General features: G+C 61.1%; 28 protein-coding genes and 1 tRNA gene. 9 read left to right on the forward strand and 20 right to left on the reverse strand.

The genetic code is table 11. From position 1 onward, the window contains the following. Window positions 1-70 precede the first annotated feature (70 nt). Both rimM and trmD read left to right on the forward strand, forming a co-directional pair. A complete protein-coding gene (gene rimM / locus QWE_RS01425) occupies window positions 71-649 on the forward strand; it encodes a ribosome maturation factor RimM (protein ID WP_006724276.1) in 579 nt (192 codons plus the stop codon). A gap of 7 nt (window positions 650-656) precedes the next feature. Beyond that, complete coding sequence (gene trmD, locus QWE_RS01430; RefSeq protein WP_006724277.1) at window positions 657-1,349, forward strand: tRNA (guanosine(37)-N1)-methyltransferase TrmD; 693 nt, start codon at window positions 657-659, stop codon at window positions 1,347-1,349. On the opposite strand, the gene QWE_RS01435 is transcribed toward trmD, so the two are convergent. Continuing rightward, window positions 1,331-2,077 carry a sulfite exporter TauE/SafE family protein gene (locus tag QWE_RS01435; RefSeq protein WP_006724278.1) on the reverse strand — a complete coding sequence of 249 codons (747 nt, stop codon included), beginning with the start codon at window positions 2,075-2,077 and terminating at the stop codon, window positions 1,331-1,333. The genes trmD and QWE_RS01435 overlap by 19 nt on opposite strands. A gap of 278 nt (window positions 2,078-2,355) precedes the next feature. On the opposite strand from QWE_RS01435, the gene rplS reads away from it, so the two are divergent. Then, window positions 2,356-2,892 carry a 50S ribosomal protein L19 gene (rplS, locus tag QWE_RS01440; RefSeq protein WP_006724279.1) on the forward strand — a complete coding sequence of 179 codons (537 nt, stop codon included), beginning with the start codon at window positions 2,356-2,358 and terminating at the stop codon, window positions 2,890-2,892. Between the two features lie 68 nt (window positions 2,893-2,960). Here the strand turns inward: rplS and QWE_RS01445 are convergent, their stop codons facing one another. Together QWE_RS01445 and leuC are read right to left on the reverse strand one after the other, a co-directional pair. Beyond that, window positions 2,961-3,791 carry a DMT family transporter gene (locus QWE_RS01445; protein WP_040299270.1) on the reverse strand — a complete coding sequence of 277 codons (831 nt, stop codon included), beginning with the start codon at window positions 3,789-3,791 and terminating at the stop codon, window positions 2,961-2,963. Window positions 3,792-3,973: 182 nt separating this feature from the next. Further along, window positions 3,974-5,383, reverse strand: a complete 1,410-nt coding sequence (gene leuC / locus QWE_RS01450) for a 3-isopropylmalate dehydratase large subunit (protein WP_006724281.1) — start codon at window positions 5,381-5,383, stop codon at window positions 3,974-3,976. A 330-nt stretch (window positions 5,384-5,713) separates the two neighbouring features. On the opposite strand from leuC, the gene ppk2 reads away from it, so the two are divergent. Further along, the gene (gene ppk2 / locus QWE_RS01455) at window positions 5,714-6,607 is read left to right on the forward strand and encodes a polyphosphate kinase 2 (RefSeq protein WP_006724283.1); all 894 of its coding nucleotides are present in this window, start codon (window positions 5,714-5,716) and stop codon (window positions 6,605-6,607) included. 4 nt (window positions 6,608-6,611) lie between these two features. Here ppk2 and QWE_RS01460 read toward each other — a convergent pair whose 3' ends face one another. From QWE_RS01460 to QWE_RS01470, 3 genes are read right to left on the reverse strand one after another with little or no spacing between them, the layout of a single operon-like run. Further along, the gene (locus QWE_RS01460; protein WP_157790667.1) at window positions 6,612-7,574 is read right to left on the reverse strand and encodes a glycosyl transferase family 90; all 963 of its coding nucleotides are present in this window, start codon (window positions 7,572-7,574) and stop codon (window positions 6,612-6,614) included. Between the two features lie 41 nt (window positions 7,575-7,615). Then, window positions 7,616-8,434 (reverse strand): amino acid ABC transporter permease, encoded by an 819-nt coding sequence (locus tag QWE_RS01465; protein ID WP_006724285.1) that lies wholly within the window; start codon window positions 8,432-8,434, stop codon window positions 7,616-7,618. A gap of 37 nt (window positions 8,435-8,471) precedes the next feature. Next, window positions 8,472-9,269: a transporter substrate-binding domain-containing protein gene (locus QWE_RS01470; protein ID WP_006724286.1), complete on the reverse strand. Its 798-nt coding sequence runs from the start codon at window positions 9,267-9,269 to the stop codon at window positions 8,472-8,474. Between the two features lie 220 nt (window positions 9,270-9,489). Here QWE_RS01470 and QWE_RS01475 point away from each other — a divergent pair, with 220 nt between their 5' ends. After that, the gene (locus QWE_RS01475; protein ID WP_006724287.1) at window positions 9,490-9,996 is read left to right on the forward strand and encodes a nuclear transport factor 2 family protein; all 507 of its coding nucleotides are present in this window, start codon (window positions 9,490-9,492) and stop codon (window positions 9,994-9,996) included. Window positions 9,997-10,064: 68 nt separating this feature from the next. Here the strand turns inward: QWE_RS01475 and QWE_RS01480 are convergent, their stop codons facing one another. Both QWE_RS01480 and QWE_RS01485 read right to left on the reverse strand, forming a co-directional pair. Next, window positions 10,065-10,895, reverse strand: a complete 831-nt coding sequence (locus QWE_RS01480; RefSeq protein ID WP_006724288.1) for an aldo/keto reductase — start codon at window positions 10,893-10,895, stop codon at window positions 10,065-10,067. A 156-nt stretch (window positions 10,896-11,051) separates the two neighbouring features. Then, window positions 11,052-11,582, reverse strand: coding sequence for a L,D-transpeptidase family protein (locus QWE_RS01485; RefSeq protein ID WP_040299352.1), 531 nt, complete (start codon window positions 11,580-11,582; stop codon window positions 11,052-11,054). Between the two features lie 151 nt (window positions 11,583-11,733). On the opposite strand from QWE_RS01485, the gene QWE_RS01490 reads away from it, so the two are divergent. Both QWE_RS01490 and QWE_RS01495 read left to right on the forward strand, forming a co-directional pair. Then, window positions 11,734-12,417 carry a response regulator transcription factor gene (locus QWE_RS01490; RefSeq protein ID WP_006724290.1) on the forward strand — a complete coding sequence of 228 codons (684 nt, stop codon included), beginning with the start codon at window positions 11,734-11,736 and terminating at the stop codon, window positions 12,415-12,417. Window positions 12,418-12,534: 117 nt separating this feature from the next. Then, window positions 12,535-12,990, forward strand: coding sequence for a cyclic nucleotide-binding domain-containing protein (locus tag QWE_RS01495; RefSeq protein ID WP_006724291.1), 456 nt, complete (start codon window positions 12,535-12,537; stop codon window positions 12,988-12,990). 22 nt (window positions 12,991-13,012) lie between these two features. On the opposite strand, the gene QWE_RS01500 is transcribed toward QWE_RS01495, so the two are convergent. From QWE_RS01500 to tesB, 6 genes are all read right to left on the reverse strand, one after another. Continuing rightward, complete coding sequence (locus QWE_RS01500) at window positions 13,013-13,819, reverse strand: exodeoxyribonuclease III (RefSeq protein ID WP_006724292.1); 807 nt, start codon at window positions 13,817-13,819, stop codon at window positions 13,013-13,015. A gap of 116 nt (window positions 13,820-13,935) precedes the next feature. Beyond that, a complete protein-coding gene (locus QWE_RS01505) occupies window positions 13,936-14,607 on the reverse strand; it encodes an outer membrane lipoprotein carrier protein LolA (RefSeq protein ID WP_420804537.1) in 672 nt (223 codons plus the stop codon). A 110-nt stretch (window positions 14,608-14,717) separates the two neighbouring features. Continuing rightward, on the reverse strand, window positions 14,718-17,369 hold the full coding sequence (locus tag QWE_RS01510) for an FtsK/SpoIIIE family DNA translocase (protein ID WP_006724294.1): 2,652 nt from the start codon (window positions 17,367-17,369) through the stop codon (window positions 14,718-14,720). A gap of 201 nt (window positions 17,370-17,570) precedes the next feature. Continuing rightward, complete coding sequence (locus tag QWE_RS01515; protein WP_006724295.1) at window positions 17,571-18,932, reverse strand: ammonium transporter; 1,362 nt, start codon at window positions 18,930-18,932, stop codon at window positions 17,571-17,573. Between the two features lie 27 nt (window positions 18,933-18,959). Next, window positions 18,960-19,310 (reverse strand): P-II family nitrogen regulator, encoded by a 351-nt coding sequence (locus QWE_RS01520; RefSeq protein WP_040299273.1) that lies wholly within the window; start codon window positions 19,308-19,310, stop codon window positions 18,960-18,962. A gap of 215 nt (window positions 19,311-19,525) precedes the next feature. Beyond that, a complete protein-coding gene (gene tesB / locus QWE_RS01525; protein WP_006724297.1) occupies window positions 19,526-20,410 on the reverse strand; it encodes an acyl-CoA thioesterase II in 885 nt (294 codons plus the stop codon). A gap of 53 nt (window positions 20,411-20,463) precedes the next feature. Between tesB and QWE_RS01530 the strand changes: the two genes are divergently transcribed. Beyond that, window positions 20,464-21,708, forward strand: coding sequence for a ubiquinone biosynthesis hydroxylase (locus QWE_RS01530; protein ID WP_276306988.1), 1,245 nt, complete (start codon window positions 20,464-20,466; stop codon window positions 21,706-21,708). Window positions 21,709-21,744: 36 nt separating this feature from the next. Here the strand turns inward: QWE_RS01530 and QWE_RS01535 are convergent, their stop codons facing one another. The 4 genes from QWE_RS01535 to QWE_RS01550 form a co-directional block, all read right to left on the reverse strand. Continuing rightward, window positions 21,745-21,942, reverse strand: a complete 198-nt coding sequence (locus QWE_RS01535) for a Trm112 family protein (RefSeq protein WP_006724299.1) — start codon at window positions 21,940-21,942, stop codon at window positions 21,745-21,747. A gap of 3 nt (window positions 21,943-21,945) precedes the next feature. Further along, on the reverse strand, window positions 21,946-22,623 hold the full coding sequence (locus QWE_RS01540; RefSeq protein WP_006724300.1) for an LON peptidase substrate-binding domain-containing protein: 678 nt from the start codon (window positions 22,621-22,623) through the stop codon (window positions 21,946-21,948). Window positions 22,624-22,709: 86 nt separating this feature from the next. Next, on the reverse strand, window positions 22,710-23,684 hold the full coding sequence (gene trxA, locus QWE_RS01545; RefSeq protein ID WP_006724301.1) for a thioredoxin: 975 nt from the start codon (window positions 23,682-23,684) through the stop codon (window positions 22,710-22,712). A 67-nt stretch (window positions 23,685-23,751) separates the two neighbouring features. Then, window positions 23,752-24,255 carry a prolyl-tRNA synthetase associated domain-containing protein gene (locus QWE_RS01550; protein WP_006724302.1) on the reverse strand — a complete coding sequence of 168 codons (504 nt, stop codon included), beginning with the start codon at window positions 24,253-24,255 and terminating at the stop codon, window positions 23,752-23,754. Between the two features lie 276 nt (window positions 24,256-24,531). On the opposite strand from QWE_RS01550, the gene QWE_RS01555 reads away from it, so the two are divergent. Continuing rightward, window positions 24,532-24,606 (forward strand) — tRNA-Gly (locus QWE_RS01555). A gap of 107 nt (window positions 24,607-24,713) precedes the next feature. On the opposite strand, the gene QWE_RS01560 is transcribed toward QWE_RS01555, so the two are convergent. Beyond that, a complete protein-coding gene (locus QWE_RS01560; RefSeq protein ID WP_006724303.1) occupies window positions 24,714-25,724 on the reverse strand; it encodes an aldose epimerase family protein in 1,011 nt (336 codons plus the stop codon). Window positions 25,725-25,766: 42 nt separating this feature from the next. Further along, a complete protein-coding gene (locus tag QWE_RS01565) occupies window positions 25,767-26,951 on the reverse strand; it encodes a vWA domain-containing protein (RefSeq protein WP_006724304.1) in 1,185 nt (394 codons plus the stop codon). Between the last annotated feature and the right edge of the window lies 1 nt (window position 26,952).

A 26,952-nucleotide genomic window follows, 5' to 3' on the forward strand; every position in this document is an offset into this window, starting at 1 on the left:
GGGTTCCTATCATCGACACTTGGTATAAAAGGAATGGCGAACCGAGACGTGTGCAGGACCGTTCCCACTCATGAGCAAGCTTGAAAATCCGATACTGATGGCCGTGATCGGTGCCGCCCAGGGGCTCCGGGGCGAGGTGCGGGTCAAGGCCTTCACCGAGGATCCGCTCGGTCTCGGCGACTATGGCGTCCTCTATGCGGCTGACGGGCGAAAGTTCGAGATTCTCGAGATCCGTGACGGCAAGACGGTGGCCGTCGTGCGTTTTCGCGGGGTCAACGATCGCAATGCCGCCGAAGCACTCAACGGCACCGAGCTTTTTGTCGACCGGGATGCGCTGCCGGATGACGATCTCGATGAGGACGAATTCTACTATGCCGATCTCGAAGGCCTTGAGGTCTATGACGCCGAGAACAATCACTACGGCGCGGTGACCGCCGTCTATGATTTCGGCGCCGGTGACCTGCTCGAGTTGAAGGGCCCCGGCAAGCGGCCCGTGCTCATTCCCTTTTCCGAAGCCGCCGTGCTTGAGATCGATCTCGAAGGCGGTCGTCTGCTCGTCGATCCAATTGCAGCCGGCCTGAAGGACGACGGGGAAGAGAAGCCCTACGGCAATGCCGGCGGCAAGCCGCGGCCGAACAATGGCCGCTGAGCGCTCCATGCCTTTCAAGGCCTCCATCCTGACGCTCTATCCGGACATGTTTCCGGGCCATCTCGGGCTGGCGCTCGCCGGCCGGGCCCTGGAGCGCGGGGACTGGGGGATCGAGGCGGTGCAAATCCGCGATTTCGCCGAAGACAAACATCGGAGCGTCGACGATACCCCGTCGGGTGGCGGTGCCGGCATGGTGCTGCGTCCTGATGTGCTGGCGCGTGCGATCGATTCCATAGCCGACGATGGACGGCCGCGGCTGCTGATGAGCCCGCGCGGTCGTCCGCTGACGCAGGAGCGCGTTCGACAACTCGCCGCAGGTGAAGGCGTGGTGATCGTCTGCGGTCGGTTTGAAGGCGTCGATCAACGGGTGATCGATGCGCGCCAGCTCGAAGAAGTCTCGATCGGCGACTACATTCTTTCCGGCGGTGAGCCCGCTGCGCTCACGCTACTCGATGCGGTGGTACGCATCCTGCCCGGCGTGATGGGCAACCAGTTGTCCGGCGTGCATGAGAGCTTCGAGGGTGGTTTGCTCGAACATCCGCAATACACGCGCCCCCAGGTCTTCGAAGGGCGGGAGATTCCCGAAGTGCTAACATCGGGAAATCATGCCGCCATTGAAAAATGGCGCCATGAGCAGGCGGTGAAGCTCACCCGCGAACGGCGCCCTGACCTCTTGCCCGATCAGCCGGTTACGAAGTAGTAGCCGGCAAGCGCCAGACCTGCGGCGACCACAATCCAGCGCAAGACGGCCTGGGGGACCTTTCTGGCCATCGCCACGCCTGCATAACCGCCGGCGGCCACGGCCGGGATCATGATCAGGGCGTGAAGCCAGGAGAGCGCGCCCGCACCGACGAAGACGACGATCGCGACGGCTGCGATGACAATCGACAGGAAGTTTTTCAGCGCGTTGAGGCGGTGATAGTCGCCGCCGCTCGCCAGGCCCAGTGATGCCAGCATCATGATGCCCATGCCGGCGCCGAAGAAGCCGCCATAGAAGGACGTCACACCCTGCAGCGCAAGCCCGAGCGGGCTGGCCGGATGGCTCTCCCCTTGTGTCTTCGGCCTCAACTTCGGCCCGGCCGCGAAGATCACGGTCGCGACGAGCAGCAACCAGGGCACCATAGTTCGGAAGGCGGGATTGGAGAGCGAAATCAGGAACAGCGCGCCCCCGAGAGCCCCGACGGCCGAAACGGCGGCGAGGACCCAGACCCCGCGTCCCATGGCCCGCAATTCCTTGCCATAGGCGAGCGTCGATGTGATGTAACCGGGGATCTGAGTGACCGAGGAGGTGGCGTTGGCGCTGATCGGCGGAAGGCCAACAAGTGTCAGTGCGCCGAAAGTGAGGAAGGTCCCGCCGCCAGCGATCGCATTGACTGCGCCAGACAGGAAGCCCGCCGCAAAGAGCAGCGCGATCAGAGCTATCGACATGCGTACCATCTCCTCCATGATGAGGAGGACGTGATAGGAGGAGAGTTCCTGCGCCGCAAGGCTTCGCGCCGCATCGCACATGCAAAAATTCGCAGCCTTAGGGGTGACAAGCGGAGCGTCTTGGTGTATTGGCCGCGTCGGAAATGGGCTCTTTGCCCGTCTGCCACAACAAAGAACTGTGAATTCGCTCCGGCCCGTCAGGGTCAAAATCCTGCGGCATAGACCAAGGGATTGTAGTCGAGCGCTCTGGCTGTTTCAGAAGAAAACCGAGGTTAGACATGAACATCATTCAGCAGCTGGAAGCCGAACAGGCCGCCAAGATCGAAGCCAAGCGCAAGCTTCCGGAATTCTCCCCGGGCGACACGCTCCGCGTCAACGTCACCGTCAAGGAAGGCAACCGTACCCGCGTACAGGCCTATGAAGGCGTTTGCATCGCTCGTTCGGGCGGCGGCATTAACGAGAGCTTCACGGTTCGCAAGATCTCCTACGGCGAAGGCGTCGAGCGAGTGTTCCCGGTCTACTCGCCGCTCGTCGAAAGCGTCGAAATCGTTCGCCGCGGTAAGGTCCGTCGCGCCAAGCTCTACTACCTGCGCGATCGTCGCGGCAAGTCGGCTCGTATCGTCGAGAACACCGGCACCCGCGCCCGCAAGCTGAACGACGCCGAGCGCGCCGCCGTTGCCGAGGAAAAGGCACGTCTGGAAGCCGAGAAGGTTGCAGCAGCACAGGCACTGGCCGCCGAAAAGGCAGCAGCCGAAGCCGCTGAAAAGGCCGCTGCTGCTGAAGCTGCAGCCGCCGCTGAAGCTTCTGCCGAATAAGCAGCTGCCAGCATATCGCATGACGAAAGGCTCCGGTTTCCGGAGCCTTTTTTCGTTTCGGCTTTCTGTCAGAGACTGACGCTGATTGCGCCGCCGGCAACGATCAGGCAGGCAAGAAGCCTGCGGACGGTGAGAGGTTCGCCGAGGAGAAGGGCGCCGATCAAGACGGCGAAGACGACACTGGTTTCCCTGACTGCCGTGACAAGCCCTGCAGGGGCATAGGCATAGGCCACTACGACGAGGCCATAGGCCAGCATGGCGACGACGCCTCCAGCGGCCGCCTTCCAGGTCAGCGGCGAGCGCAGATCGATGATCAGGCCGCGGCGTGTCACGGCAAAGGCGATCGTGATCATGATGCCAAAAAGAAACAGCACCCAGAGTGCATAGGCGATCGGTTGTTCGACCAGCTTCACGCCACGGGAATCTACGGTCGAATAGCAGGCGATGATCAGGCCCGTGGCCAGGGCAAACAGGATCGAAGAGGTTGCAGCTCGGGTCTTGCCAAGCGACAGGCTCATGATGCCGGTCGCTATCATGATGACGCCGAGGGTCTGCCACGGCCCCAAGACTTCGCCGAAGGAGAGAAAGCCGCCGAGCGTGACCAGGAGAGGAACCGTGCCACGAACGATCGGGTAGACCTGGCCCAGTTCGCCATGCCGGTAAGCCGCCACCAGAAACAGGCTATAGCCCACCTGAAGGCTTGCCGAGAGCAGGATATAGGGCCATGCGGCTGCCCCCGGCACAGGCACCGTAAAAAGCAGGGGGAGGGTGATGACACTGCCCGCCAGGCTCATCACGGTGATCGACCAGAGACGGTCTGCTCCCGTCCGCAGGAAGGCGTTCCAAGTGGCGTGCAAGATCGCGGCGACAAGCGCCAGCCCCACGGCAACAGCACTCACGACCGCGGCCTGCGGATCGAGTTGACGAATTCACTGGTTTTCATGAGGGACCCGCAAGCGGCAGATGACAGTTTTGTGACAGCTCGACGATAGTCGCTTCACGTCTGTTTGCAACGGGCAGCCAAAAAGAAACCGCCCGCTTTGCAGCGGGCGGCTGATAATCGGTCGTTTGTCGCTTGCGCTTACTTGAAGCTGCGGATGTCGACGAAGTGACCCGCTACAGCGGCGGCAGCGGCCATGGCCGGCGAAACGAGGTGTGTGCGGCCCTTGAAGCCCTGGCGGCCTTCGAAGTTGCGGTTCGACGTCGAGGCGCAGCGTTCGCCCGGCTTCAGGCGGTCGTCGTTCATGGCAAGGCACATCGAGCAGCCCGGCTCGCGCCAGTCGAAGCCGGCCGCCTTGAAGATCTTGTCGAGGCCTTCCGCTTCGGCCTGTTCCTTCACCAGGCCGGAGCCCGGAACGATCATGGCAGATACCGTGGATGCCACCGTCTTGCCTTCAACGACCTTCGCCACTTCGCGCAGGTCCTCAATACGGCCATTGGTGCAGGAGCCGATGAAGACGCGGTCGATGGCGATGTCGGTGATCTTGGTGCCCGGCTTCAAGCCCATATAGTCGAGCGCGCGCCACTTGGAGGTGCGCTTCGTCTCGTCCTGGATGTCGTCGGGGTTCGGAACCACGCCCTCGATGGACACGACGTCTTCCGGCGACGAGCCCCAGGAGACGATCGGCGGCAGGTTGGCCGCGTCGAGTACGACGACGCGATCAAAATGCGCACCTTCGTCGGACTTCAGCGTCTTCCAGTAGGCAATTGCCTGCTCGAGCGCTTCACCCTTTGGCGCACGCGGCTTGTCCTTGATGTATTCGAAGGTCTTTTCGTCCGGCGCGATGAGACCGGCGCGTGCGCCGCCCTCGATCGTCATGTTGCAGACTGTCATGCGGCCTTCCATCGACAGCGCCTCGATGGCTTCGCCGGCGAATTCGATGACGTGGCCAGTGCCGCCGGCCGTGCCGATCTCGCCGATGATCGCGAGGATGATGTCCTTTGCCGTCACGCCTTCGGGCAACTTCCCGTCGACGCGCACCAGCATGTTCTTGGCCTTCTTCTGGATCAGCGTCTGGGTCGCGAGCACGTGCTCGACCTCAGACGTGCCGATGCCATGCGCCAGCGCACCGAAGGCGCCATGTGTCGAGGTGTGGCTGTCACCGCAGACGATGGTCATGCCGGGCAGGGTGAAGCCCTGTTCCGGGCCGACGATATGCACGATGCCCTGACGCTTGTCGGAAGCCGAGTAGTATTCGACGCCGAATTCGGCTGCGTTGGTAGCAAGCGCCTCGACCTGGATGCGGCTTTCCTCGTTCTTGATACCGAGATGGCGGTCTGGCGAGGTCGGCACGTTGTGGTCAACGACTGCCAGCGTCTTCTGCGGCGCGCGGACCTTGCGGCCAGCCATGCGCAGACCTTCGAAGGCCTGGGGGCTCGTCACCTCATGCACGAGGTGACGGTCGATGTAGAGAAGACAGGTGCCATCGACCTGACGATCGACGACGTGGTCGTCCCAGATCTTGTCGTAAAGGGTGCGAGGTGCGCTCATGGGTGAGTTCCATCCAGACTGAGTATAAGGGATTTCTTGAAGTGTGAGGTCTTATCGCGCCGGTCTTCCGGTCGCAGGAGCTCAGCCGCGAAGGCTCGCAAGGGCCCCTTGAACGCGCGCGAAGAAGCGTGCCGGCAGACGCTTGTGGTCCTGCAGCACGATGAACTGGTTCGCGAGGCATCCGAATTTCGATCCCATGGGCGGCGTCATACCAGTTTTCGCTGATGTCGGCAATTGCTTCGAGTGCCCCATGACATGCGACTGTCATGAAGCTTTCTTGCAAGCATGATTGGTCTTCGTCAGTATCGAACTCCATTCGGAACCGGCGCCATGAACGAAGAGATCCACCGCATCAAGACCGAACTCCTCGACAGCTTCGACGAGGAGCTGGAGCAGCAGCTGGAAGAGGATCGGCTGGACCAGCTCGTCGCCGACGGCATGTCAGAGCCGACGATCGACCGGAGGATCTACTTTCGCGAACTCTTTCGCCTCCAGCACGAGCTGGTTCGTCTGCAGGACTGGGTGCACTACAAGAAGCTGAAAATGGTCGTGCTGTTCGAGGGACGGGATTCGGCCGGTAAGGGCGGGGCGATCAAACGCGTGACCCAGCGGCTTAATCCGCGTGTCTGCCGTGTCGTTGCCCTGCCGGCACCGACTGAGCGCGAGCGTAGCCAGTGGTATTTCCAGCGTTACGTGCAGCATCTGCCAACGGCCGGCGAAATGGTTCTGTTCGACCGCTCCTGGTACAATCGCGCCGGCGTCGAGCGGGTGATGGGCTTCTGCACGCCGGACGAGCTCGAAGAATTCTTCCGCTCCGTCCCGGAATTCGAGCGCATGCTGGTGCGCTCGGGGATCATTCTCGTCAAATACTGGTTCTCGATCACCGATGAAGAGCAGGAATTCCGCTTCCGGATGCGGATCAATGATCCGCTGAAACAGTGGAAGCTCTCGCCGATGGACCTCGAAAGCCGTGTGCACTGGGAAGACTATACACGCGCCAAGGAGGAGATGCTGGACCGCACGCATATCCCCGAAGCGCCGTGGTGGGTGGTCCAGGCCGTCGACAAGAAGAAGGCGCGGCTCAACATGATCGCGCATCTCCTGACGCAGGTGCCTTATGAGCATGTGCCAAAGGAAGCGATCGAGCTTCCCGCCCGGGTGCGCAATGCAGACTACATCCGCCATCCCGTGCCGGCGGACATGTATGTTCCGGAAACGTACTGACGGGTCATGCAGGCTGTAATTCGCGCGTCTGCTGAAAGAACAGCGGGCTGAAGGCTGACGGGGGAAGCTGCCCCGTCGCTTCGAAATACTTCTGAAGCACCAGCAGGGAGATCTTGCGCTCGGTCTTGCGATCGCAGAACGAGGCGACATAGGCATTGGCATTGGCCACGATGTCCTGCGCCCATTGCGGATTGCGTTCCAGCTCGGCGATCTTGTCCTCGAGGTCGCTGAAATCAGGGCGTACCTCGACGAAGTGATGGTCGGGGATCAGGCCGCCTTCCATGAACCATGTCTCGTAGCGTCCCTTCGGCATGACGCATACGCTGCGCGAAGCCATGATCCATTTCAGGTTGGTGGCGACGTCGAAGCCCTCGATGGACAGGATGTAGCGGTAACCCATCTGCTCTTGCGGGCTGAGGAAACCCTTGGCCTGGAGACCGTCTTTTGCTTCTCCGATATGGCCGACATCGGCGAATTCGCTCTGCTGATGCCGGCGCAACAGTTCCACGCGAAGCGGATTGTTGAGCGCGCCGCGCCACACGGCCATCGGCTTCTTCTTCGCCCAGGGGGTGTCGTCGGCGCACAGCCGGAAATGCCGGAGCTTGTCGAGGTTCAGAAGCACGGAATTTTCGTTGGCTTCTCCGGTCGGACGGCTCTTGACGAGGCTTGGCGCGTTCGGAACCCAGGTCACGTCGCCGAAGAGATAGTTGACCTTCAACCGGCAAGGAAAGTAGCGCAGATATTCGTCCAGATCGAAATAGTAGCGGCTCTGAGCACGGTCCACCGCGTTCAGCCTCGTGCCGAGCTGGACGGAACAATGGGGCAATCTGTTGTAGTAGTTCGCCCTTCGCATCAGCTCTTCGAGTTCGGGTGACGCTTCCAGATCGCCGAGGATCTGTCTGCACCGCTGCAGATACCATTCGCGCGGCACCGCATGTCGCGTGATGCCGGCTGCATAGTAACGCACGCGATTTATGGTCTTTGCCGTTTTATCGAGCGCAGGGAGCTTCATCGATGCCGCGCCCTCATGCGCTGTTCAAAGCCTCGCAGGAGGATCGAGAGACCGATTGTCAGGACGAGATAGACATAGGCCACGATCGAATAGGTCTCGAAAAAGCGAAACGAACCTGAGGCATAGACCTTGCCCATCTGCGTAATGTCGGCAACCCCAAGGACCGATACGAGGGACGAATCCTTCACCATGGCGACGAAGTCATTCGACAGTGGGGGGAAGATGACGCGGATGGCCTGGGGAAAGACCACCAGACGAAAGCGCTGGCCGCGGCTCAAGCCCAGCGCCTTGGCCGCCTCGATCTGCCCCTTGTCGATCGACTGGATCCCGGCGCGAAAGATCTCGGCGATGAAGGCCGAATAGCCGATCATCAGCGCAATGATTGCACGCCACATCAGGGAGATGTCACGCACCACCATCGGCTCCGTGAGGCCCGCCGATACGAGTGGAGACGTGATGAGATTATAGAGCGCGACGAGGCCGGGCGCGCCGACAAAGGCGATGTAGAAGAGCAGGACGATGATCGGAATGCCGCGCACGACCTCGACGTAGAAGCGGGCGATCTGGCGCAGGACCACGCTGTCCGACATTCCAAGAAGTGCAATCAGCAGGCCGAGAGCCGTTGCCAGGGCAAAGCCGACCAGCGTGACGAAGATCGTCACCCAGAGACCCTTGGCCACCGTGTTGAAGACCTGCGCATAGAGGTCGCTGACGAAGATGACGCCGGCAAGCGCTGCCGCCAGCACAAGGAAAGCGATCAGCCACCAGGGCCGATCGCCTTTTTGATCACCCTGCGGAAGGGTCTGAAATGCCATCAGTCACCCGCTTTCAGGTCGCAGGGTCGGACGCGGTTCATTCGCCCATCTTGTAGTCTAGAAACCACTTCTTGTTCAGCGTCTCGATGGTGCCGTCGGCCTTCATCGCGGCGATCGCGGCATTGACGGGAGCGACGAGTTCCGAGCCCTTCGGGAAGATGAAGCCGAAGTCCTCCGAACCGAGCGGGCCGCCGACGAGCTTCAGTCCCCCATTCGAGGCATCGACATAGCCCTTGCCCGCCGTGCCGTCCGTCAGCACGACGTCGACGTCGCCGGTCTTGAGTGCCTGGACAGTCGCACCGAAGGTCTCGAACAGCTTGATGCGCGGGTTCTGCTCATTGCCGTCGAGGATCTCATAGACGGCCGTGTAGAAGGGGGTCGTGCCCGGCTGTGCACCGACAAGGCCGTCTTCGAATTCGGCGAAGCTCTTGCCGTCGGTGAACCGGCTCTCGTCGCCGCGAACCAGCATGAATTGCTCGGAGCGCATGTAGGGCTCGGAGAAATCCACCTTTTCCTTGCGGTCTTCCTTGATGGTGATGCCGGTCATCCCGATCTGAAACTGGTTGTCCGACACGGCCTGGATCATCGCATCCCAGGAGGTGTTCTGATACTCGACCGTGAAATTGAGCCGCTTGGCGATCTCGTTCATCGCGTCATATTCCCAGCCGATCTGCTGGCCGGACTTCGGGTCGACGAACTGCAGCGGCGGATAGGCATTCTCCGTCACAACGACGACCGTCTTGCCGCCCAAATCCGGCAGGTCGGTGGCGTTCGCAGCGAGAGGCAGCAGGGCAAGAGCGGAGAGACCGGCAAGGACAGCGCGGCGAAACAGCATGGAAATCTCCCGAATTGTGGCAGCGCACAGTGTCACATCTTGTTCAGGGATGGCAAGAACTGCCCATGCCAGAGACCATATCCGGCTCCTCGTTCTTGTGGAGCAGACGTCGTGCCGGTTCTGTTTTGCAGACTTCGGCTGAAAAAACTGCCTTCTACCTGCTTCGGCCGGCAAGCGGTATCACCGGATGATCTCCCCTGCTGCCTCCGAGGATGAAACCATGATCAAGCAATCGGCCATTCTTGCCGTTACCCTCAGTCTCTTTGCACCATTCTCCTATTCCGCCACGGCTTCTGCACAGGAAGCGGTGGTTGCCGCTGCCGACAAGGAGGCTTTGTTCATCAGCCCTGATCCGAAGCTGCATGCCAACAAGCAGGTCGTCTATCACATCCTGCGCGACCTCCTGGAGGCCGGGCACTGGGACCAGGCCGACCGCTTCTTGACCGAGCGCTACATCCAGCACAATCCGAACGTCGCCTCGGGTCGCGATACCGTCGTCGCATTTTTCACCGAGGTCTTGAAAGTCGAGAAGAAGCCGCTCCCCAAAAAGCTTTCGACCCCGGTGGCCTTCGTCACAGCCGAGGGCGATCTGGTAACCGTCGGTATTGTCCGCGAGGAGAAGGATCCTCAGGATCCGTCCAAGACCTATACCACCACTTGGTATGACACCTGGCGGATCGTCGACGGCAAGGCCGACGAGCACTGGGATTCGGCCATCAAGCAATGAAAGCAAACGGCCCGCCTCCTGGTTTGGAGGCGGGCCGTTGCATGTCGATCAGCCGTGTCTCACGTGAATCAGAAGGTTGCCGTCTTTGGATCGGGGCCAATCCGGGCGCCTGCATCGTCGAGTCCGTTCAGCGTGTCCAGATCTTCCGCAGAAAGCTTGAAGTCGAAGACTTTGAAATTCTCAGCGATCCGCGACGGTGTCACCGATTTCGGGATGACCACGAGACCATTGTCGATGTGCCAGCGGATGATCACCTGAGCCGGCGTACGACCAAGCTTGGCGGCGATGTCAGCGATGGCAGGGTGGGCAAGCAGCTTGCCCTGGCCCAAGGGGCTCCAGGATTGCGTCGCGATGTCGTGCTTCTCATGGAAGGCGCGTGCCTCGCGCTGCTGGAAATCCGGATGAAGTTCGATCTGATTGATGACCGGGATTACACCAGTTTCGGCGATGATCTTCTCGATGTGCTCCGGGTAGAAATTGGACACACCGATGGATTTCGCCCGCCCTTCTTCCTTCAGCTTCACGAATGCCTTCCAGGTGTCGACGAACAGGCCCCGATGGGCCGAGGGCCAATGGATGAGATAAAGATCGACATAGTCGGTTCCCAGCCGCTTCAGGCTGGCGTCGAAGGCTTTCAGCGTCTGGTCGTAGCCTTGTTCGGTGTTCCAGAGCTTGGTCGTGAGAAAGATATCCGATCGGTCGATTCCGGACTGACGAATGCCTTCGCCCACGCCCTCTTCGTTCTCATAGACGGCGGCCGTGTCGACATGGCGATAGCCGGCCGACAGCGCGGCCTTGACGGCGGGGGCTGCTTCGTCGTTCGGGGTCTGCCAGACGCCCAGGCCCACCTGGGGGATACGGGCGCCGTCGTTGAGGGTAATATGGGTTTGGTCTCTCATCAGTGGAAATCTCCAGATTTGTCATTCGTTGCGCTCAGCGCGAAATCGGTGGCGGTCAGGAAGGGGCGCAAAAAATACGCCATCCGCCACCTCGGTATCTAGGCTGCTCCGCCATCGGTGAAAGGCCCGGTCCGCGCAAAAGCCCTTAATCTCCGTTCAGAGAACCTGAAGCGTGGTGCGGGGACCGAGATGTGGGAGCAGACGGCGCATGTCCCGAGGGCTGATGGCGACGCAGCCCTCTGTAGGTGTATAGCCGGGTCTTGCAATGTGAAAGAAGATCGCCGAGCCACATCGGCGTTTGCGGCTTCTGAGATTCCAGTCGAGCACGATGCAGACATCATACAGCTCGTCGCTCCGCTGCAAGGTCTCATGACTGCGGCTGAAGGGTGCGCGGACGGGGCGATTGTAGTTCGGGTCGCCGACCGCGTCGCACCAGAGCATGTCGGATGATGATCTCCGCATGCTCAAAAGGGTAGAAGGCCAGGGCCCACGGTCACCCCGGCGATAGGCAGAGAGCAGAGGCATGACCGCAATCGGTGTCGCACCATCGCCCTCACGTTTCCTACTGGTTCGCCCACCGCGTCCGAGGGCCGCTCGGAAGGTCAGCGATCCCGCCTGAAGAATAGCCTGCCTTTGATTGCCAGGAGCAGGGCGGATTAACAGTCGTTTGACTGCCGAACCGGCGATTTTCGCTGCCTTCCGCCTCTTGGTCACGACTTTTTGCCTTGTTCGTGAATATTGTTGTATTCATAGCCCTTAAACGGCTGCGAGTAAGGCTTACATCCAGTGTACTTGGGCAGCAAGACCCGAGCACGGGACCAATTCGGAAGGATGACGGATGACGACGCGGACCATTCTGCTTGTAGATGATGACGACGATCTGAGGCAGATCCTGGTCGAGCAGCTCTCTCTCTATGAAGAGTTTTCGCTCATGCAGGAAAGCAATGCGACCCGCGCCATGCAGACGGCAAAAGCCTCCCAGATCGATCTGATGATCATGGATGTCGGGCTGCCGGACATGGATGGCCGCGAAGCGGTCAAGCTCCTGCGCAAGGGCGGCTTCAAGTCGCCGGTGATCATGCTGACAGGCCACGATACGGATTCCGATACGATCCTCGGCCTTGAAGCGGGCGCCAATGACTATGTCACCAAGCCCTTCCGCTTCGCCGTTCTGCTCGCCCGTATCCGTGCACAATTGCGCCAGTTCGAGCAGAGCGAGGACGCGACGTTCGGTGTCGGCCCCTATCTCTTCAAGCCGAGCCAGAAACTGCTGACGACCGAAGACGGCAAGAAGATCCGTTTGACGGAAAAGGAATCGGCGATCATCCGCTATCTCTATCGCGCCGGCCAGAAGGTCGTGACGCGCGACGTTCTGCTCGAAGAGGTCTGGGGTTATAATTCCGGCGTGACGACCCATACGCTGGAAACGCATGTCTACCGGCTTCGCCAGAAGATCGAGCGTGATCCCTCCAATGCCGAAATCCTGGTCACGGAAAACGGCGGCTACAAGATCGTTCCCTGAGCGACTTAACCGAATGCGACGGGGATGAAGGCGACCTCAGTGTCGTTTTCATCCCCGTTTTGCGTTATGGACTGACTGCGGGCGTATCGAGCATGCCCGATCGGACCAGGAAACGTCATGTCACTCAGCGACGATATCGAGCTTCTCTCGGCTCTGCCTCTCTTTTCCGGTCTGGACAAGGATCAGCTGCGGCTGATCGCCTTCGGTGCCGAGCACAGGCAGGTCGCGGCGGGTCAGGCTCTGTTCCGAGAAAAGGCGCCGGCAGAATGCGCCTATGTCGTCGTTCGCGGCGAGATCGAGCTCTATGTCATCGGCCGGGATGGAAAGCCGCATCTGGAAGCCCGGGTCGGTCCCGGGATCATGCTGTCCGAACTCGCCCTTATCACCATGGTGGAGCGCAAATACACCGCCGTTGCGGTCGAGGATGCCGACGTCATCAGGATCACCCGCACGCTCTTCCACCGACTGCTCGAGGAGTATCCGCAGATGGCGCGACAGGTCGAGGGACGGATCAAGCAGTCACTTGCGGCTCTGATTGACGGCGCGGAAGCGCTGGCGCCGAAATTCTCCTAGATAGCTGGCGTTACATCGCCTGCTATGGATTCTGAAAGCGGGCTGTCACGGGAACATGGTCGGATGGCTGGTTCCAGCCACGCGCTTCCTTGAGGATGTCGACGCGCGACAGAAGTAGTGCGAGATCCGCAGACGACCAGATGTGATCGAGACGACGGCCTCGATCCGCTGCAGCCCAATCCTTCGCCCTGTAGCTCCACCATGTGTAGAGCTTTTCCGAAGCCGGTACGTGCTGGCGCATCAGGTCGACCCACCTGCCCTGACGCATGATGTCGAGCAGCCCGTCGGTTTCGACCGGCGTGTGGCTGACGATCTTGAGCATCTGCTTGTGGGACCAGACATCGTGCTCGAGCGGCGCAATGTTGAGGTCGCCGACCAGAATGGAGCCCGTGTTCGGTTCTGCCTCGGCGGACAGGGCCTTCATCTCCTCGATGAAGTCGAGCTTGTGCCCGAATTTGGGGTTGATCTCGCGGTTCGGCTCGTCGCCGCCGGCCGGCACATAGAAGTTGTGCAGGCGGATCCGCCGTCCGGCCCATTCGAAAACTGCCGAGATGTGACGGCTGTCGCCGACGCCGCAGTAATCCTGACGGTGATCTTCGGCCAATGGTAGTTTCGAGCAGATTGCGACCCCGTGATAGCCCTTCTGGCCATGGATCACGATGTTGGAATAGCCGAGCTCGGCGATCTCCGCTGCCGGGAACTGGTCGTTCTGGCACTTGATCTCCTGCAGGCACAGGATGTCCGGATTTTCACGCTTGAGGAAGTCCTGGACGATCGGCAGGCGCAGACGCACCGAGTTGATGTTCCAGGTCGTGATTGCGAGTGTCATCGTGGCCGCCTTGAATGTTCCTTTGGCTGTTTAGGAGATTCAGGTGCCCATGAACAGGAAAAGGCGGACGATCCCTTGCGATCGGCCGCCTTCTCCACAAGTCGAAACAGATTGCCTCAGCCGCCGCGCCGCTGACCATGCACTTCGGCATAGGGAATTTCAAAGACGCTCGGGTCGAACTTCACGCCGTTCTGAACATTGAAGATCATCACCGACGTATCCTTCTTCTGCACGTCGGTGATCGTCCACTGGCGCAGTTCGTAGGATTTCGGATCGAACATCAGGGTGATCGTCGAGTCGCCGAAGATCGTCCGGTCGCCGAGCACGATCGTCGTCAGGTCGGCTTCCTGCTTCACGTCGCGGACCATCTGGTTGCCGAGATCGATCCGGTTGGCAAGAAGCAGGCTGAGCGGCGTCTTGTTGAGCGGATAAAGGTCCCAGGTCTTCAGCTTGGTATTGCCGATGACGACATTCTTGCCATCGGAAATCACGCGCATCGGCGACGGGCGTTCATAGTTGAAGCGCAGCTTGCCGGGACGTTCGATGAAGAACTTGCCGCCTGTCTGCTCGCCACGCGGACCGAACTGGACGAATTCGCCCATCATGGTGCTCACGCTCGAGAAATGGTCGGCGATCTGCTGGGCCGCACCCGCCTGTGCAAAGACGGGAAACGGCAGAGCGGCACAAGCCATCATCGCAGCCGTTCCCAGCACGAACTGGCGACGGCTGGCCATCATCGGGAGGCGGGCGTCGCGTTCCTTGGTTTCTTTCATGCGATACTCCTTCATATGCTTCGGTCTCGCCGAAAAAGGCGGCGGCTTCATGGCCGTCATCGCCTTAGCCGCTGCGGCAACTCGTCCAGCCGCCCGCTTGTTCCATACCGGAACCGTTTCGGTGCCTACTCTTCGGTCGGCACCAGTATTTCGCGTTTCCCGGCATGGTTCGCAGGGCCGATGATGCCCTCTTTCTCCATGCGCTCGATCAGGGAGGCGGCGCGGTTGTAGCCGATGCCGAGACGACGCTGGACATAGGAGGTCGACGCCTTGCCGTCACGCAGCACGATCGCGACCGCCTGGTCATAGGGGTCGTCGGATTCACCGAGGTTTCCGGTTCCAAGAGGACCGCCGCCATCTTCGCCATCCTCGTCATCGTCGACGGTGATCGCTTCCAGATATTGCGGCGAGCCCTGGGTCTTGAGGTAAGCGACGATTTCTTCGACCTCATGGTCGGAGACAAAGGGGCCGTGGACACGCTGGATGCGGCCACCACCGGCCATATAGAGCATATCGCCCATGCCGAGCAGCTGTTCTGCCCCCTGTTCGCCGAGAATGGTGCGGCTGTCGATCTTCGACGTCACCTGGAAGGATATACGCGTCGGGAAGTTCGCCTTGATCGTACCGGTGATGACGTCGACGGACGGGCGCTGGGTTGCCATGATCACATGGATGCCGGCGGCACGGGCCATCTGAGCGAGGCGCTGTACGGCGCCTTCGATGTCCTTGCCGGCGACCATCATCAGGTCTGCCATTTCGTCGATGATGACGACGATATATGGCAGCGGCTGCAGATCGAATTCCTCCGTTTCGTAGATCGCTTCGCCCGTCTGGCGGTCGAAGCCGGTCTGCACGGTGCGGGTCAGCACCTCGCCCTTTTCGAGCGCCTGGGCAACACGGGCATTGAAGCCGTCGATATTGCGGACACCGATCTTCGACATCTTTTTGTAGCGCTCTTCCATCTCGCGGACGGTCCATTTGAGCGCCACCACGGCCTTCTTCGGATCCGTGACGACAGGCGAGAGCAGATGCGGGATGCCGTCATAGACGGAGAGTTCCAGCATCTTCGGATCGATCATGATCAGGCGGCACTGCTCCGGCGTCATCTTGTAGAGGAGCGACAGGATCATCGTGTTGATGGCGACCGACTTGCCTGAACCGGTGGTACCGGCGACGAGCAGATGCGGCATCTTGGCGAGGTCAGCGATGACGGGTTCGCCGCCGATCGTCTTGCCGAGCGCCATGGCAAGCTTTGCCTTGTTGCCGTCGAAGTCGCGGCTGCCGATCAGTTCACGCAGGTAAACGGTCTCGCGCGTCTGGTTGGGCAGTTCGATGCCGATCGCATTGCGGCCGGGAACCACGGCAACACGGGCTGCAATCGCGCTCATCGAACGTGCAATGTCGTCGGCAAGGCCGATGACGCGGGACGACTTGATGCCCGGTGCAGGCTCCAGTTCGTAGAGCGTGACGACAGGACCGGGCCGCACATGGATGATCTCGCCCTTGACGCCGAAGTCGTCGAGAACGCCTTCGAGCAGGCGGGCATTGTGTTCCAGCGCCTCGGCCGACAGCGTCGCATCGCGCGTGATGGCGCGCGGTTCGGCCAGAAGATGGACCGACGGCAGCTGGAAGCCTTCGGGACGCAGCAGCGAGCCTTGCGCATCACGCTCCATGCGGGGCCCCGGCTTGGGGCGTGCAGCGGGTGCCACTACGCGCGGCGAGGCGCCAGCAGCCCTTGCAGGCGCCGACCGCAGGCCGTCGTCGGAGAGGATGCCGGCCGGCCGCGGAAGATCATCGAGATCGAAATCGTCCTCGTCGTCATCGAAGTTTCCAGCCGACATCGGTGGCGGGGATACGATCGAGCGGCCGGTCGGGCGTAGCGGCGCACCGTCCAGTGAGGGTTCGACGCGGGCATTGAGCGGCGGTGCCTTGGCGCGCACCGGCTCATTGAGTGTCCCGAACTCGTCATCGTTGAAATCATAGGGCTGTTCGAAATCGCGCTCGCGACGATCGCTGGACGTCAGGCCGAACAGGCGTCGGACGCGGGCGCGTGTCGTGTACCAGTTATGGGTCACTGCACCCATGACCAGGGCGATCGGGCCTTCGCGTTCGTCGTCCTCCTCATCCTCTTCGAAGACGGGTGTCTTCGGTTTGGCACGGACCAGCGGCGCGACAGTTTCCTCATCATCCGCTGCCTCGACAGCCTTGCCGACGATGCCGGCGGCAAACAGCATCAGCCAGGTCGCCGGCAGGGCGAGCACTGCACCGAGGATCATGGCGAAGGTCGATGTCGGATAGGCGCCGATGAACAACGCGGGAAAGCGCAAAATGAGATCGCCGAGCACGCCGCCTGTGCCACTCGGCAGAGGCCAGGTTTGTGGCGGCGGGAAACAGCCGACGGCCGCTGCCGCCACCAGGGCGCCGGCGACCCAGGCGCCAAGGCGGGCCGGGATGCGGGTCACGCGGCGGCCGCCGATCAAGGCGAAGGACCAGGCCATGACCGGCAGGAGTGCCAGAAGACTGCCCAGTCCGAAGAACTGCATCATCAGATCGGCAAAGACGGCTCCGGGTAGTCCGAGGATATTCGTCGGCGCATTGTCCGTCGCATAGGAGAGGCTCGGGTCCGAGACGTTCCAGGTGGCGAGCGCTGCAACCGCGAGCACCAGTAGGAGGAACAGCCCAAAGCCGGTCAGAGCCATGATCTGGCGCAGCAGGAAGGCTGACAACGCCGAGCGCGTCGAGTGCTCCGGAAGCGTTGCTGAATGGCTTCTGCTCATGGGGTTACTGTCCGTCCTGTTGCCGGTGATGCCTTTGATCCCCGCCCGGGACGGAGACCACCACCCGCTAGACTACAGGAATGAGGGTTAATGCTGCATTAACCATGCGCGACACGAAGCATCGTCGTGTTTGAAGCAAAAAACGCCCGGGTGATGAGACCCGGGCGCTGCCGCATTTGAACTGCAAGGATCCGAGGGATCTTAGCTGTGGTAGGCTGCTTCGCCATGCGAGGCGAGGTCGAGGCCTTCGCGCTCGGCTTCGACCGGTACGCGCAGACCGACGACCAGATCGACCACCTTGTAGAGGATGATCGAGCCAATGCCGCACCACAGAAGGGTGACGACGACAGCATAGATCTGGGTCATGACCTGGCCACCCATGGTCACACCTTCGGCGTAACCAATGCCGCCGAGCGACGCGGATGCGAAGATGCCGGTTGCGATGGCGCCGAAGAGGCCGCCGATACCGTGGACGCCGAAGACGTCTGCGGTGTCGTCATAGCCGAACTTGTTCTTCACGACTGCAACGAAGAAGTAGCAGAGCGGCGAGACAAGCAGGCCCATGACGATCGCGCCCATCGGGCCGGCAATGCCGGCAGCCGGGGTGATCGCAACCAGGCCGGAGATCATGCCGGACGCTGCGCCCAGCATCGAAGCCTTGCCACGGGTGAAGGTTTCAACCAGGCACCAGGAGACGACAGCAGCTGCGGTCGCGACGAAGGTGTTGACGGTTGCCAGCATGGCGCCGCCCGAGGCTTCGAGGTTGGAGCCTGCGTTGAAGCCGAACCAGCCGACCCAAAGCATGGCTGCACCGACGAGCGTCAGCGTCATCGAATGCGGAGCCATCATGTCCTTGCCATAGCCGGTACGCTTGCCCAGCATGATCGCACCGATCAGACCAGCCACGCCGGCATTGATGTGAACGACGGTGCCGCCAGCGAAGTCGAGCGCGCCCCAGCCGAAAATCAGGCCGTTGGCGTCCCAGACCATGTGAGCGACCGGGAAGTAGACCAGGGTGACCCAGAGCAGGCAGAAGAGCACAGCTGCGGAGAACTTGATGCGTTCCGCAAAGGCGCCGACGATCAGAGCCGGCGTGATGGCGGCGAACGTCATCTGGAACATGATGAAGATGTATTCCGGAATGACGGCATCAGAGAAGGTGGCTGCCGTGCTTTCCGGCGTGACGCCGGAGAGGAACAGCTTGGCGAAACCGCCGAAATAGGCGCTTTCAGAACCGCCAAAGGCGAACGAGTAACCGTAGATCACCCAGGCCAGCATGACCGACGAGCCGATGACGGTGCACTGCATGAGAACCGAGAGCATGTTCTTGGCGCGAACCAGGCCGCCATAGAAGAGAGCGAGGCCCGGGATCAGCATGAAGAGCACGAGGATGGTGCAGAGGAACATGAAGGCGGTGTCGCCCTTGTCCGGAACCGGAGCTGCAGCAACTGCTTCGGCTGCAGCGGGCGCTGCTTCCTGCGCGAAGGCGACAACCGGCGCCAGCACAGCGGCGGACGCGGCGCCAAGGCGCACGAGATTGGAATTCAGATTGGCAAATGACATCAGTAACAACTCCCCTTACAGCCGTTCTTACAGCGCTTCGGTATTGGTTTCGCCGGTGCGGATGCGCACGGCCTGATCGATCGAGTAGACAAAGATCTTCCCATCGCCGATCTGGCCGGTCTTGGCGGACGAAGCGATGGCTTCGACGGCCTTGTCGGCAAGCTCGGACGAGACTGCGATCTCGATCTTCAGTTTCGGCAGAAAGCTGACGGCGTATTCGGTGCCGCGGTAGATTTCGGTGTGCCCCTTCTGGCGTCCATAGCCCTTGACCTCGGTCACGGTCAGGCCTTGGATCCCCACAGCCGTCAAGGCCTCGCGTACCTCGTCCAGCTTGAACGGCTTGATGATAGCCATCACAATCTTCATCTGGTTTCCCATCCTTTGCTTGTCCTCGGCTCGGAGCCGACTCTCCTTGCCGCCCGCAGCAACATTCGCGCAGCGACTGAAGAGTGACATTCAAAAGGCGTGCCAGATTCGGAATTCTCTATAAGTTATTGAAATGTAAAGGTTATGAAAAGCACAGCCAATAAACAGGCAAATGAGTGCGCAATGAGCGCACACAAATTGTGCAATTTACAGCGAATGGCTTAAATCTAGTCATTTGCCCGTTTGCGGATCAACCCTTCCTGGGCCACTGAGGCGACCAGTCGTCCGTCGCGGGTAAAGATACTGCCGCGGGTCATGCCGCGTGCGCCCGCCGCACTCGGACTGTCCTGCGTATAGAGCAGCCAGTCGTCCAGTCGGCACGGACGATGAAACCACATGGCGTGGTCAAGGCTCGCCACCTGCAGCTCCGGATCGAAGATCGAGGTGCCGTGCGCATAGAGCGAGGTGTCGAGCAGGGTCATGTCCGAGAGATAGGCGAGGATTGCCGCCTGGTAATGCCTGTCGTCGGGCACGATGCCTGATGCACGAACCCAGATATGGGCCTCCGGCTCCAGCTTTTCGCGGGACAGATAGTGGGTCAGGGATGTGGGCCGGATCTCGATCGGCCGCTCGCGGCCCCAGTATTTCTTCACCGTATCCGGCGCCTGGGCCAGGAAAGCGGCGCGAAACTCGGCTTCGCCCATCAGCTGTTCGGGTGCGGCAACGTTCGGGATCTGTACCTGATGATCAAAGCCCGGTTCCTCGATCTGGAAGGAGGCCGACATGGAAAAGATTGCCTTGCCATGCTGGATGGCAACGACGCGGCGGGTGGTGAAGGAAGAGCCGTCTCGGATGCGCTCGACCTGATAGACGATCGGGATGGAGGGATCACCCGGGCGCATGAAATAGGCATGGAGCGAATGGACGATGCGATCCGGATCGACGCAGCGCTGTGCCGCCATCAGCGCCTGTGCGATGACCAGACCCCCGAACACCCGTTGCCAGCCATTCTGCGGGCTGCTGCCGCGAAACAGGTTTTCCTCCAGCTTTTCCAGATCGAGGCGCTCGATCAGGTCTTGCATCGGTTTGGTCTGTCCAGCTGGCTGCGACATATTGCATTGCTCCGCTTATAGGCACCCGTTTAAGGCTGATCTATATAGGTGTCATCAGGTCTACAAGAACAAAGGAATTTGCCATGCTGGATGTGCTCGTCGTCGGCGGTGGCTATGTCGGTCTTTCCGCTGCGGTCGCAATCAAGCAGGCGGCCCCGCATCTCGCCGTCGAAGTCGTCGAAGCAGCGCCCGAGGACGCCTGGAAGAAGGACCCGAGGGCCTCGGCAATCATTGCGGCAGCGACCAAGATGCTCGACGTTTTCGGGCTCTGGGATCGGATCGAGCCGGATGCGCAGCCGATCAATCGGATGATCGTGACGGATTCGAAGACGTCCGATCCCGTGCGACCGGTCTTCCTGACCTTCGATGGTGCCGTCGAAGACGGTCAGCCCTTCGCGCACATGATTCCGAATGTCAGCATGGTTGCGGCATTGCGCCAGGCCTGCGAGGAACGCGGCATCACCATTCGGCACGGTCTGCGGGCGACCGGCTTTCGCGATACCGGACCGAGCGCCGAACTGACGCTTTCTGATGGCAGCGTCGTTTCGTCACGCCTCGTTATTGCCTGCGACGGCGTGCGGTCCAAGCTGCGCGATCTCGCGGGTATCAAGACCGTGACCTGGCAATATGGCCAGTCCGGCATCGTCACCACCGTAGAGCATGAGCGGCCGCATGACGGCGTCGCCGAAGAGCATTTCCTGCCGGCGGGTCCGTTTGCCATCCTGCCGCTGAAGGGCAACCGTTCGTCTCTGGTCTGGACGGAGCGGACTGATGATGCCGACCGGCTCGTCGCCTCCGACGATCTGCTGTTCGAGGCCGAGCTCGAGCGGCGCTTCGGCCACAAGCTCGGCACGATCCGTGCGACGCCGGATCGTCGGGCCTTCCCGCTCGGTCTGACCCTTGCCCGCGCCTTCATTGCGCCGCGTCTGGCGCTTGCCGGTGACGCCGCGCATGGCATCCATCCCATCTCCGGTCAGGGCCTCAATCTCGGCTTCAAGGACGTCGCAGCACTTGCGGAGACGATCGTCGAGGCTGACCGCCTGGGTCTCGACATCGGGTCGGTCAATGTGCTCGAGCGCTACCAGATCTGGCGGCGCTTCGACACGTTCCGCATGGGCGTGACCACGGATGTCTTGAACCGGCTGTTCTCGAACGACGTGACACCGATCCGGGTGCTGCGTGATTTCGGCCTGGGCGTCGTTGACCGTATCCCGGGCCTGAAGAACTACTTCATCCGCGAGGCTGCTGGCACGTCCGGGCATGCCGGGCCGCGGCTTCTGGGTGGCCAGAGCATCTGAGAGCGCATTCAAGGATCCAGCAGAGGGCAGGCCTGCTCAGACGGGCATTTCCAGCTTGCGGGCTTCCGAAACCAGCATGATCGGTATCCCATCGCGGATGGGGTAGGCGAGACGCGCCTTCTCGGAGACGAGTTCGCTCTTCTCCCGATCCCATTTCAGCGTGCCCTGCGTCAGAGGACAGACCAGAAGTTCGAGCATCTTCGGATCGATGAGGCTGGTGGGATTATCGGCCATGGCTCACTGGAGAATGGTATCGGCGTCGCCGAAGGTGCGAGCCAGAACAATTTCGGTGATGGCGATCAGGGTCTCGGCGCGCGTTTTCAGGTCGGGCGCCTCCAGAAGCGCCTGTTTCTCAGGCGGGCCAAAGGGCGACATCATCGACAGGGAGTTGACCAGGGTCAGGTTCGAGGCGCGCTCGACACTTTCCCAATCGGCTTCGAGCTTGTTTGCCTCCAGATAGGCCTTGAAGGCCGCAAGGAGACCAGCACGGTTGACCTGGCCCTCGTCTTCCGCCGAGCTAAGATCGGCGATGAAGGGTGCGATCTGGAAGCTGCGGAAGGGCTTGCTGGTCGTCACCTCGTCCATCAGCCGGAAACGGCACACCCCTGCCAGCGAGACGATGTAGCGGCCATCGCCGGTTTCGGTGAAGGAGGTGATCCTCCCAAGGCAGCCGACCGGTGCCAGCTGCGGGCGCTCGGGCAAAATATTGGCCTGCACCTCCGACATCGCCGGCTGGATCATGCCGATCAGTCGATTGCCGGAAAGCGCCGCATCCAGCATTGCGAGATAACGCGGCTCGAAGACGTTCAGCGGCAGCTGGCCGCCGGGCAGCAACAGCACCCCTGAGATAGGGAAGACCGGCACCGTCTCGGGAAGGTCACCAGCCGTCAGATATCGGGCATTTCCCACTTGCATCGAAGCACATCCTGTCCGGAAAATTCCGGCGTTCATTCCTGCTTCTATCTGGGTCGCGCCAGCCAAAACTCAAGGCCGGCCGCGGCTCACGAAAAGAGGATCGACGAGAGTTTGCGTCGCGCCATGATGGTGGCCGGATCCTTCGGACCCCAGACCTCGAAGAATTGCAGCAGCTGTTTGCGCGCACCATCGTCCTCGAAGGTGCGATCCCGCTTCATGATCAGCAGCAGATGTTCAGCGGCTTCCTCGCGCCGGCCTTCGACATTGCGGATCTTGGCGAGCTTCAAACGCGCCTCGTGATCGTCGGGGTTCAGCGACAGCGTGTGCTCCAGCGCCACCGGATCACCGAGCTTGCGTGCCTCGTCGATCTGATCGAGCCGCTTGAGGATCGCCTGGATCTCCGGTGCCTTGGCCAGTTCCTCCGGAAGCTGGGTGACGAGTTCGCGGGCGCGCTGGTGCTGGTTCGCCCCGATCATGCATTCAGCGAGGCCGGCAATCGCCTGGGTATTGTCCTGATCAGCCTGGAGGATCGCGGCAAACAGCTGGGCCGCACCATCGATGTCTCCCGCCGCGAGCAAGCCCGAGGCTTCCTCGAGCACGGCTGCGATCTCGGCTGCCTGATCTGCACCCGCCGGGCCTGCAACCTTGTCGATGAAGGCCTTGACCTGGCTCTCAGGCAGCGCGCCCATGAAGCCATCGGCGGGTCGGCCGTTGACGAAGGCAACCACCGCCGGGATCGACTGGATGCCGAGCTGGCCGGCAACCGACGGATGGTCGTCGATGTTCATCTTGACGAGTTTGACGCGGCCACCCGCTTCGTTGACCGCCTTTTCGATGATTGGGGTCAGCTGCTTGCACGGACCGCACCAGGGGGCCCAGAAATCGACGAGAACCGGCTGGTTGCGCGATTCGTCCATGACGTCGCGTGCGAAGTTTGCCGTCGTCGTGTCCTTGATCAGGTCGCCGGCTGCGGGCGCGGCCGGGGAAGCGCCACCGAACTCCGCCTTGGCTGTCATGGTCTGGTTGCCGTAGCTGCCGTAAGGGTTGCCGTAGTCGCTCATCTTCTCGCATCTCCCGCCTGTTTCGCAGCCTTTAGGAGGCTGACGTTCTTGCTGTTAAGATCGTATGTCAGCCTGAGACTTTCAAGACAAGCGGCGTGTGGCCGGTTGCCTCCATGAAGCGGATGAGGTCATCCCGTCCGATCGATGTCGTCGCGTCGTTGGAGAGCGGATGGCAATTGATGATGTCATGCTCCATCAGATCCTTATCGAGCACGAAGGTGACATTCTTGCCCGTATCGTTGATCGCACCGAAGGCCGTCACGGAGCCGGGCGCGACGCCAAGATACTCCATCAGCTTTTCCGGCTTGCCGAAGGACACCTTGCTGGCAGCCCCAATGATCGTGTGCACCGTCTTTAGGTCCACCGAGGCATTCTCCTCGACCGTCAGCAGAAAGAAGTTGTCCTTCTTGTCCTTGACGAACAGATTCTTGGTGTGGCCGCCGGGAATCTCGTCGCGCATCGAGACCGATTCCGCGACGGTGAAAACCGGCGGGTGGGTCTTCGTCTTGTGGGCGATCCCGAGTTCGTCGAGAAAACGAAAGAGGTCTTCGGCGGTCTTGGCTGTCGTCATGGCTGTTCTCACTCTGAATCGTCCGGGGCCTTGAGCTCCCACTATCGGATTTCCACCTCAGCAATAGGTCCAGGGCCGACGTTTCGCAATCTTTCAAGCGCCGCAAAAGCCCGGAAAAGCTGAGCTTTCTCAGGTCGTTGTCCCCTTCCTCAATTTTTTTTCGCGTCGATCCGTCATTTCCCTGTTGCATTTGAAAATCGGTTGGGCCATATAGCGCCCGTCGCCGCAAGACGGACGGCCCACGATCCAGACACTACCCCAGGATCGCGGTTATGAGCGGGTGTAGCTCAGGGGTAGAGCACAACCTTGCCAAGGTTGGGGTCGAGCGTTCGAATCGCTTCACCCGCTCCATTCTTCCTCCAGACAATACAGTTTCAGTGGAAATTTTGGCGCCTTGGCGCTGTGCTCTCCGCAATATGTCACCGGCCGCAGGTTGCCCCGCAGCCGGTTTTCTACATTCAGGCTTTCGAGAACACGTAGTCGGTTTCCTGACGCAGGACTTCGCCCGGTCGCAGCACCGCGTTCGGGAAGTTCGCATGGTTGATTGCATCCGGCCAGACCTGGGTTTCCATGCAGAAGCCGGCAAAGGCGCCGTAGCGGCGGCCGTCCAGGCCGGGAACGGCCGGAGCGACCTTGCCGCCGGCATAGAACTGCACGCCCGGCTCCGTCGTCAGGATTTCCATCGTCAAGCCGGAGTTGACGCTGCGGGCAAGCGCCACGCTGCGCTTGGCGACCCGGCTGCTCGAGAAGCAGAAATTGTGGTCGTAGCCGAGCTGTTCGCCCTCGACTTCGAGCCGGATCGGCCGCATCTCGCGGAAGTCGAAGGCAGTGTTCTCGACCGGCCTGATTTCTCCGGTGGGGATCAGCCGCTCGTCGACAGGCGTATAGTGATCGGCCGCGATCATCAGATCATGGCCGAGGATGTCCGCACGGCCATCGAGATTGAAATAGGCGTGGTGGCAGACATTGGCGATGGTCGGCTTGTCGGTCACCGTTTCATAGAGCGCCGAGAACACGCCGCCTGGCTTCAGCGCAAATGTGGCTCGGGTGCGTGTGGTCCCCGGATAGCCGGCACGACCGTCCGGATCGGTCACCTCCATCACGACGAAATCGCTGCCATGCTGGAGGATCGTCCAGTTCTGTCGGCCCATGCCGTCTGAGCCGCCATGCAGATGGGAGATCCCCTTCTCGTTCAGCTCCAGCTGGTAATCGACGCCATCCAGGGTGAAGCGCCCGCCGCCGATGCGGTTGGCGCAGCGGCCGGGTGTCGCGCCAAAGTACGGAGAATGGTCGAGATAGCCGGCGAGATCCTCGAAGCCGAGCACCAGCGGTGCGTCATGTCCTTCGAGCCGCAGATCCTGCAGGACCGCGCCGAAGGTGATGATCGATGCCGTGAGGCCCCCGCCCTGCAATACCACCTTCTCGACCGCCTCGCCCGTGGGCATCACGCCGAATATCGTCTTCGTCATTCTGTCGTTTCCTCGCCTTGTTTCTTCAGAGTCTTTTGTCGGTCATCGCGCCAGTTCACGGGCTGCAGCCTCCAGGCCGCCCAGGGTCAGCGGATACATGCGGTCGCCGATCAGCCGACGAATCAGACCGACGGACATCGTATAGTCCCAGTTCGCCTGCGGAAGCGGATTGATCCAGAGATGCCGGCGGAAGTGATCGGTCAATCGCGCCAGCCAGGCCGCGCCGCTTTCGGTGTTCCAGTGCTCGACCGAGCCGCCCGGATGGGTGATCTCGTAGGGGCTCATGGCCGCGTCGCCGACAAAAATGAGCCGATAGTCCGGGCCGAACGTTCTGATGACGTCCGATGTCGGAATGGTGTCGGCATGGCGGCGCTGATTGTCCTTCCAGACGCGCTCATAGGGGCAGTTGTGGAAGTAGAAATATTCCATGTGGCGAAATTCTGAGCGTGCCGCCGAAAACAGCTCCTCGACCTCGCGCACATGATCATCCATCGAGCCACCGATATCGAAGAACATCAGAAGCTTCACGGCATTGCGGCGCTCGGCTTGCGTCTTCACGTCGAGATAGCCGTGCTCGGCGGTGGAGCGGATCGTGCCTGCGAGATCGAGCTCCTCTGCCGCCCCTTCGCGCACGAAGCGGCGCAACCGTCGAAGCGCCACCTTGATGTTGCGGGTGCCGAGTTCGACGCGGTCGTCGAGATTGCGGAATTCTCTGCTGTCCCAGACTTTCACAGCGCGGCGGTGCCGGCTTTCCTCCTGGCCGATGCGCACACCTTCCGGATTGTAGCCATGGGCACCAAAGGGCGAGGTGCCGGCCGTGCCGATCCACTTGTTGCCGCCTTGGTGGCGCTCCTTCTGCTCGGCCAGCCGCTCTTTCAGTGTTTCCATCAGCTTGTCGAAACCGCCGAGCGCTTCGATCAGCTTCTTGTCCTCGTCCGAGAGGTGCTTTTCGGCGATCTTGCGCAGCCAGTCTTTCGGGATCACCTGGGAATCGACACCGTCAGCCGCGCCCTCACTCAGGATGCCGCCGAAAACCTCGGAAAAGACCTGGTCGAAGCGATCGATGAAGCGCTCGTCTTTCACAAGCGTGGTGCGGGCGAGATAATAGAAGCCCTCCGGGTCAAAATCGACGATCCCCGCCTGCAGGCCTTCGAGCAGCGCCAGGTATTCCCGCAGGGTCACGGGAACCTTCTCTTCTTTCAGACGCAGAAAAAACGGCAGAAACATC

This window comes from Agrobacterium albertimagni AOL15 (assembly GCF_000300855.1).
Lineage (GTDB): Bacteria > Pseudomonadota > Alphaproteobacteria > Rhizobiales > Rhizobiaceae > Allorhizobium > Allorhizobium albertimagni.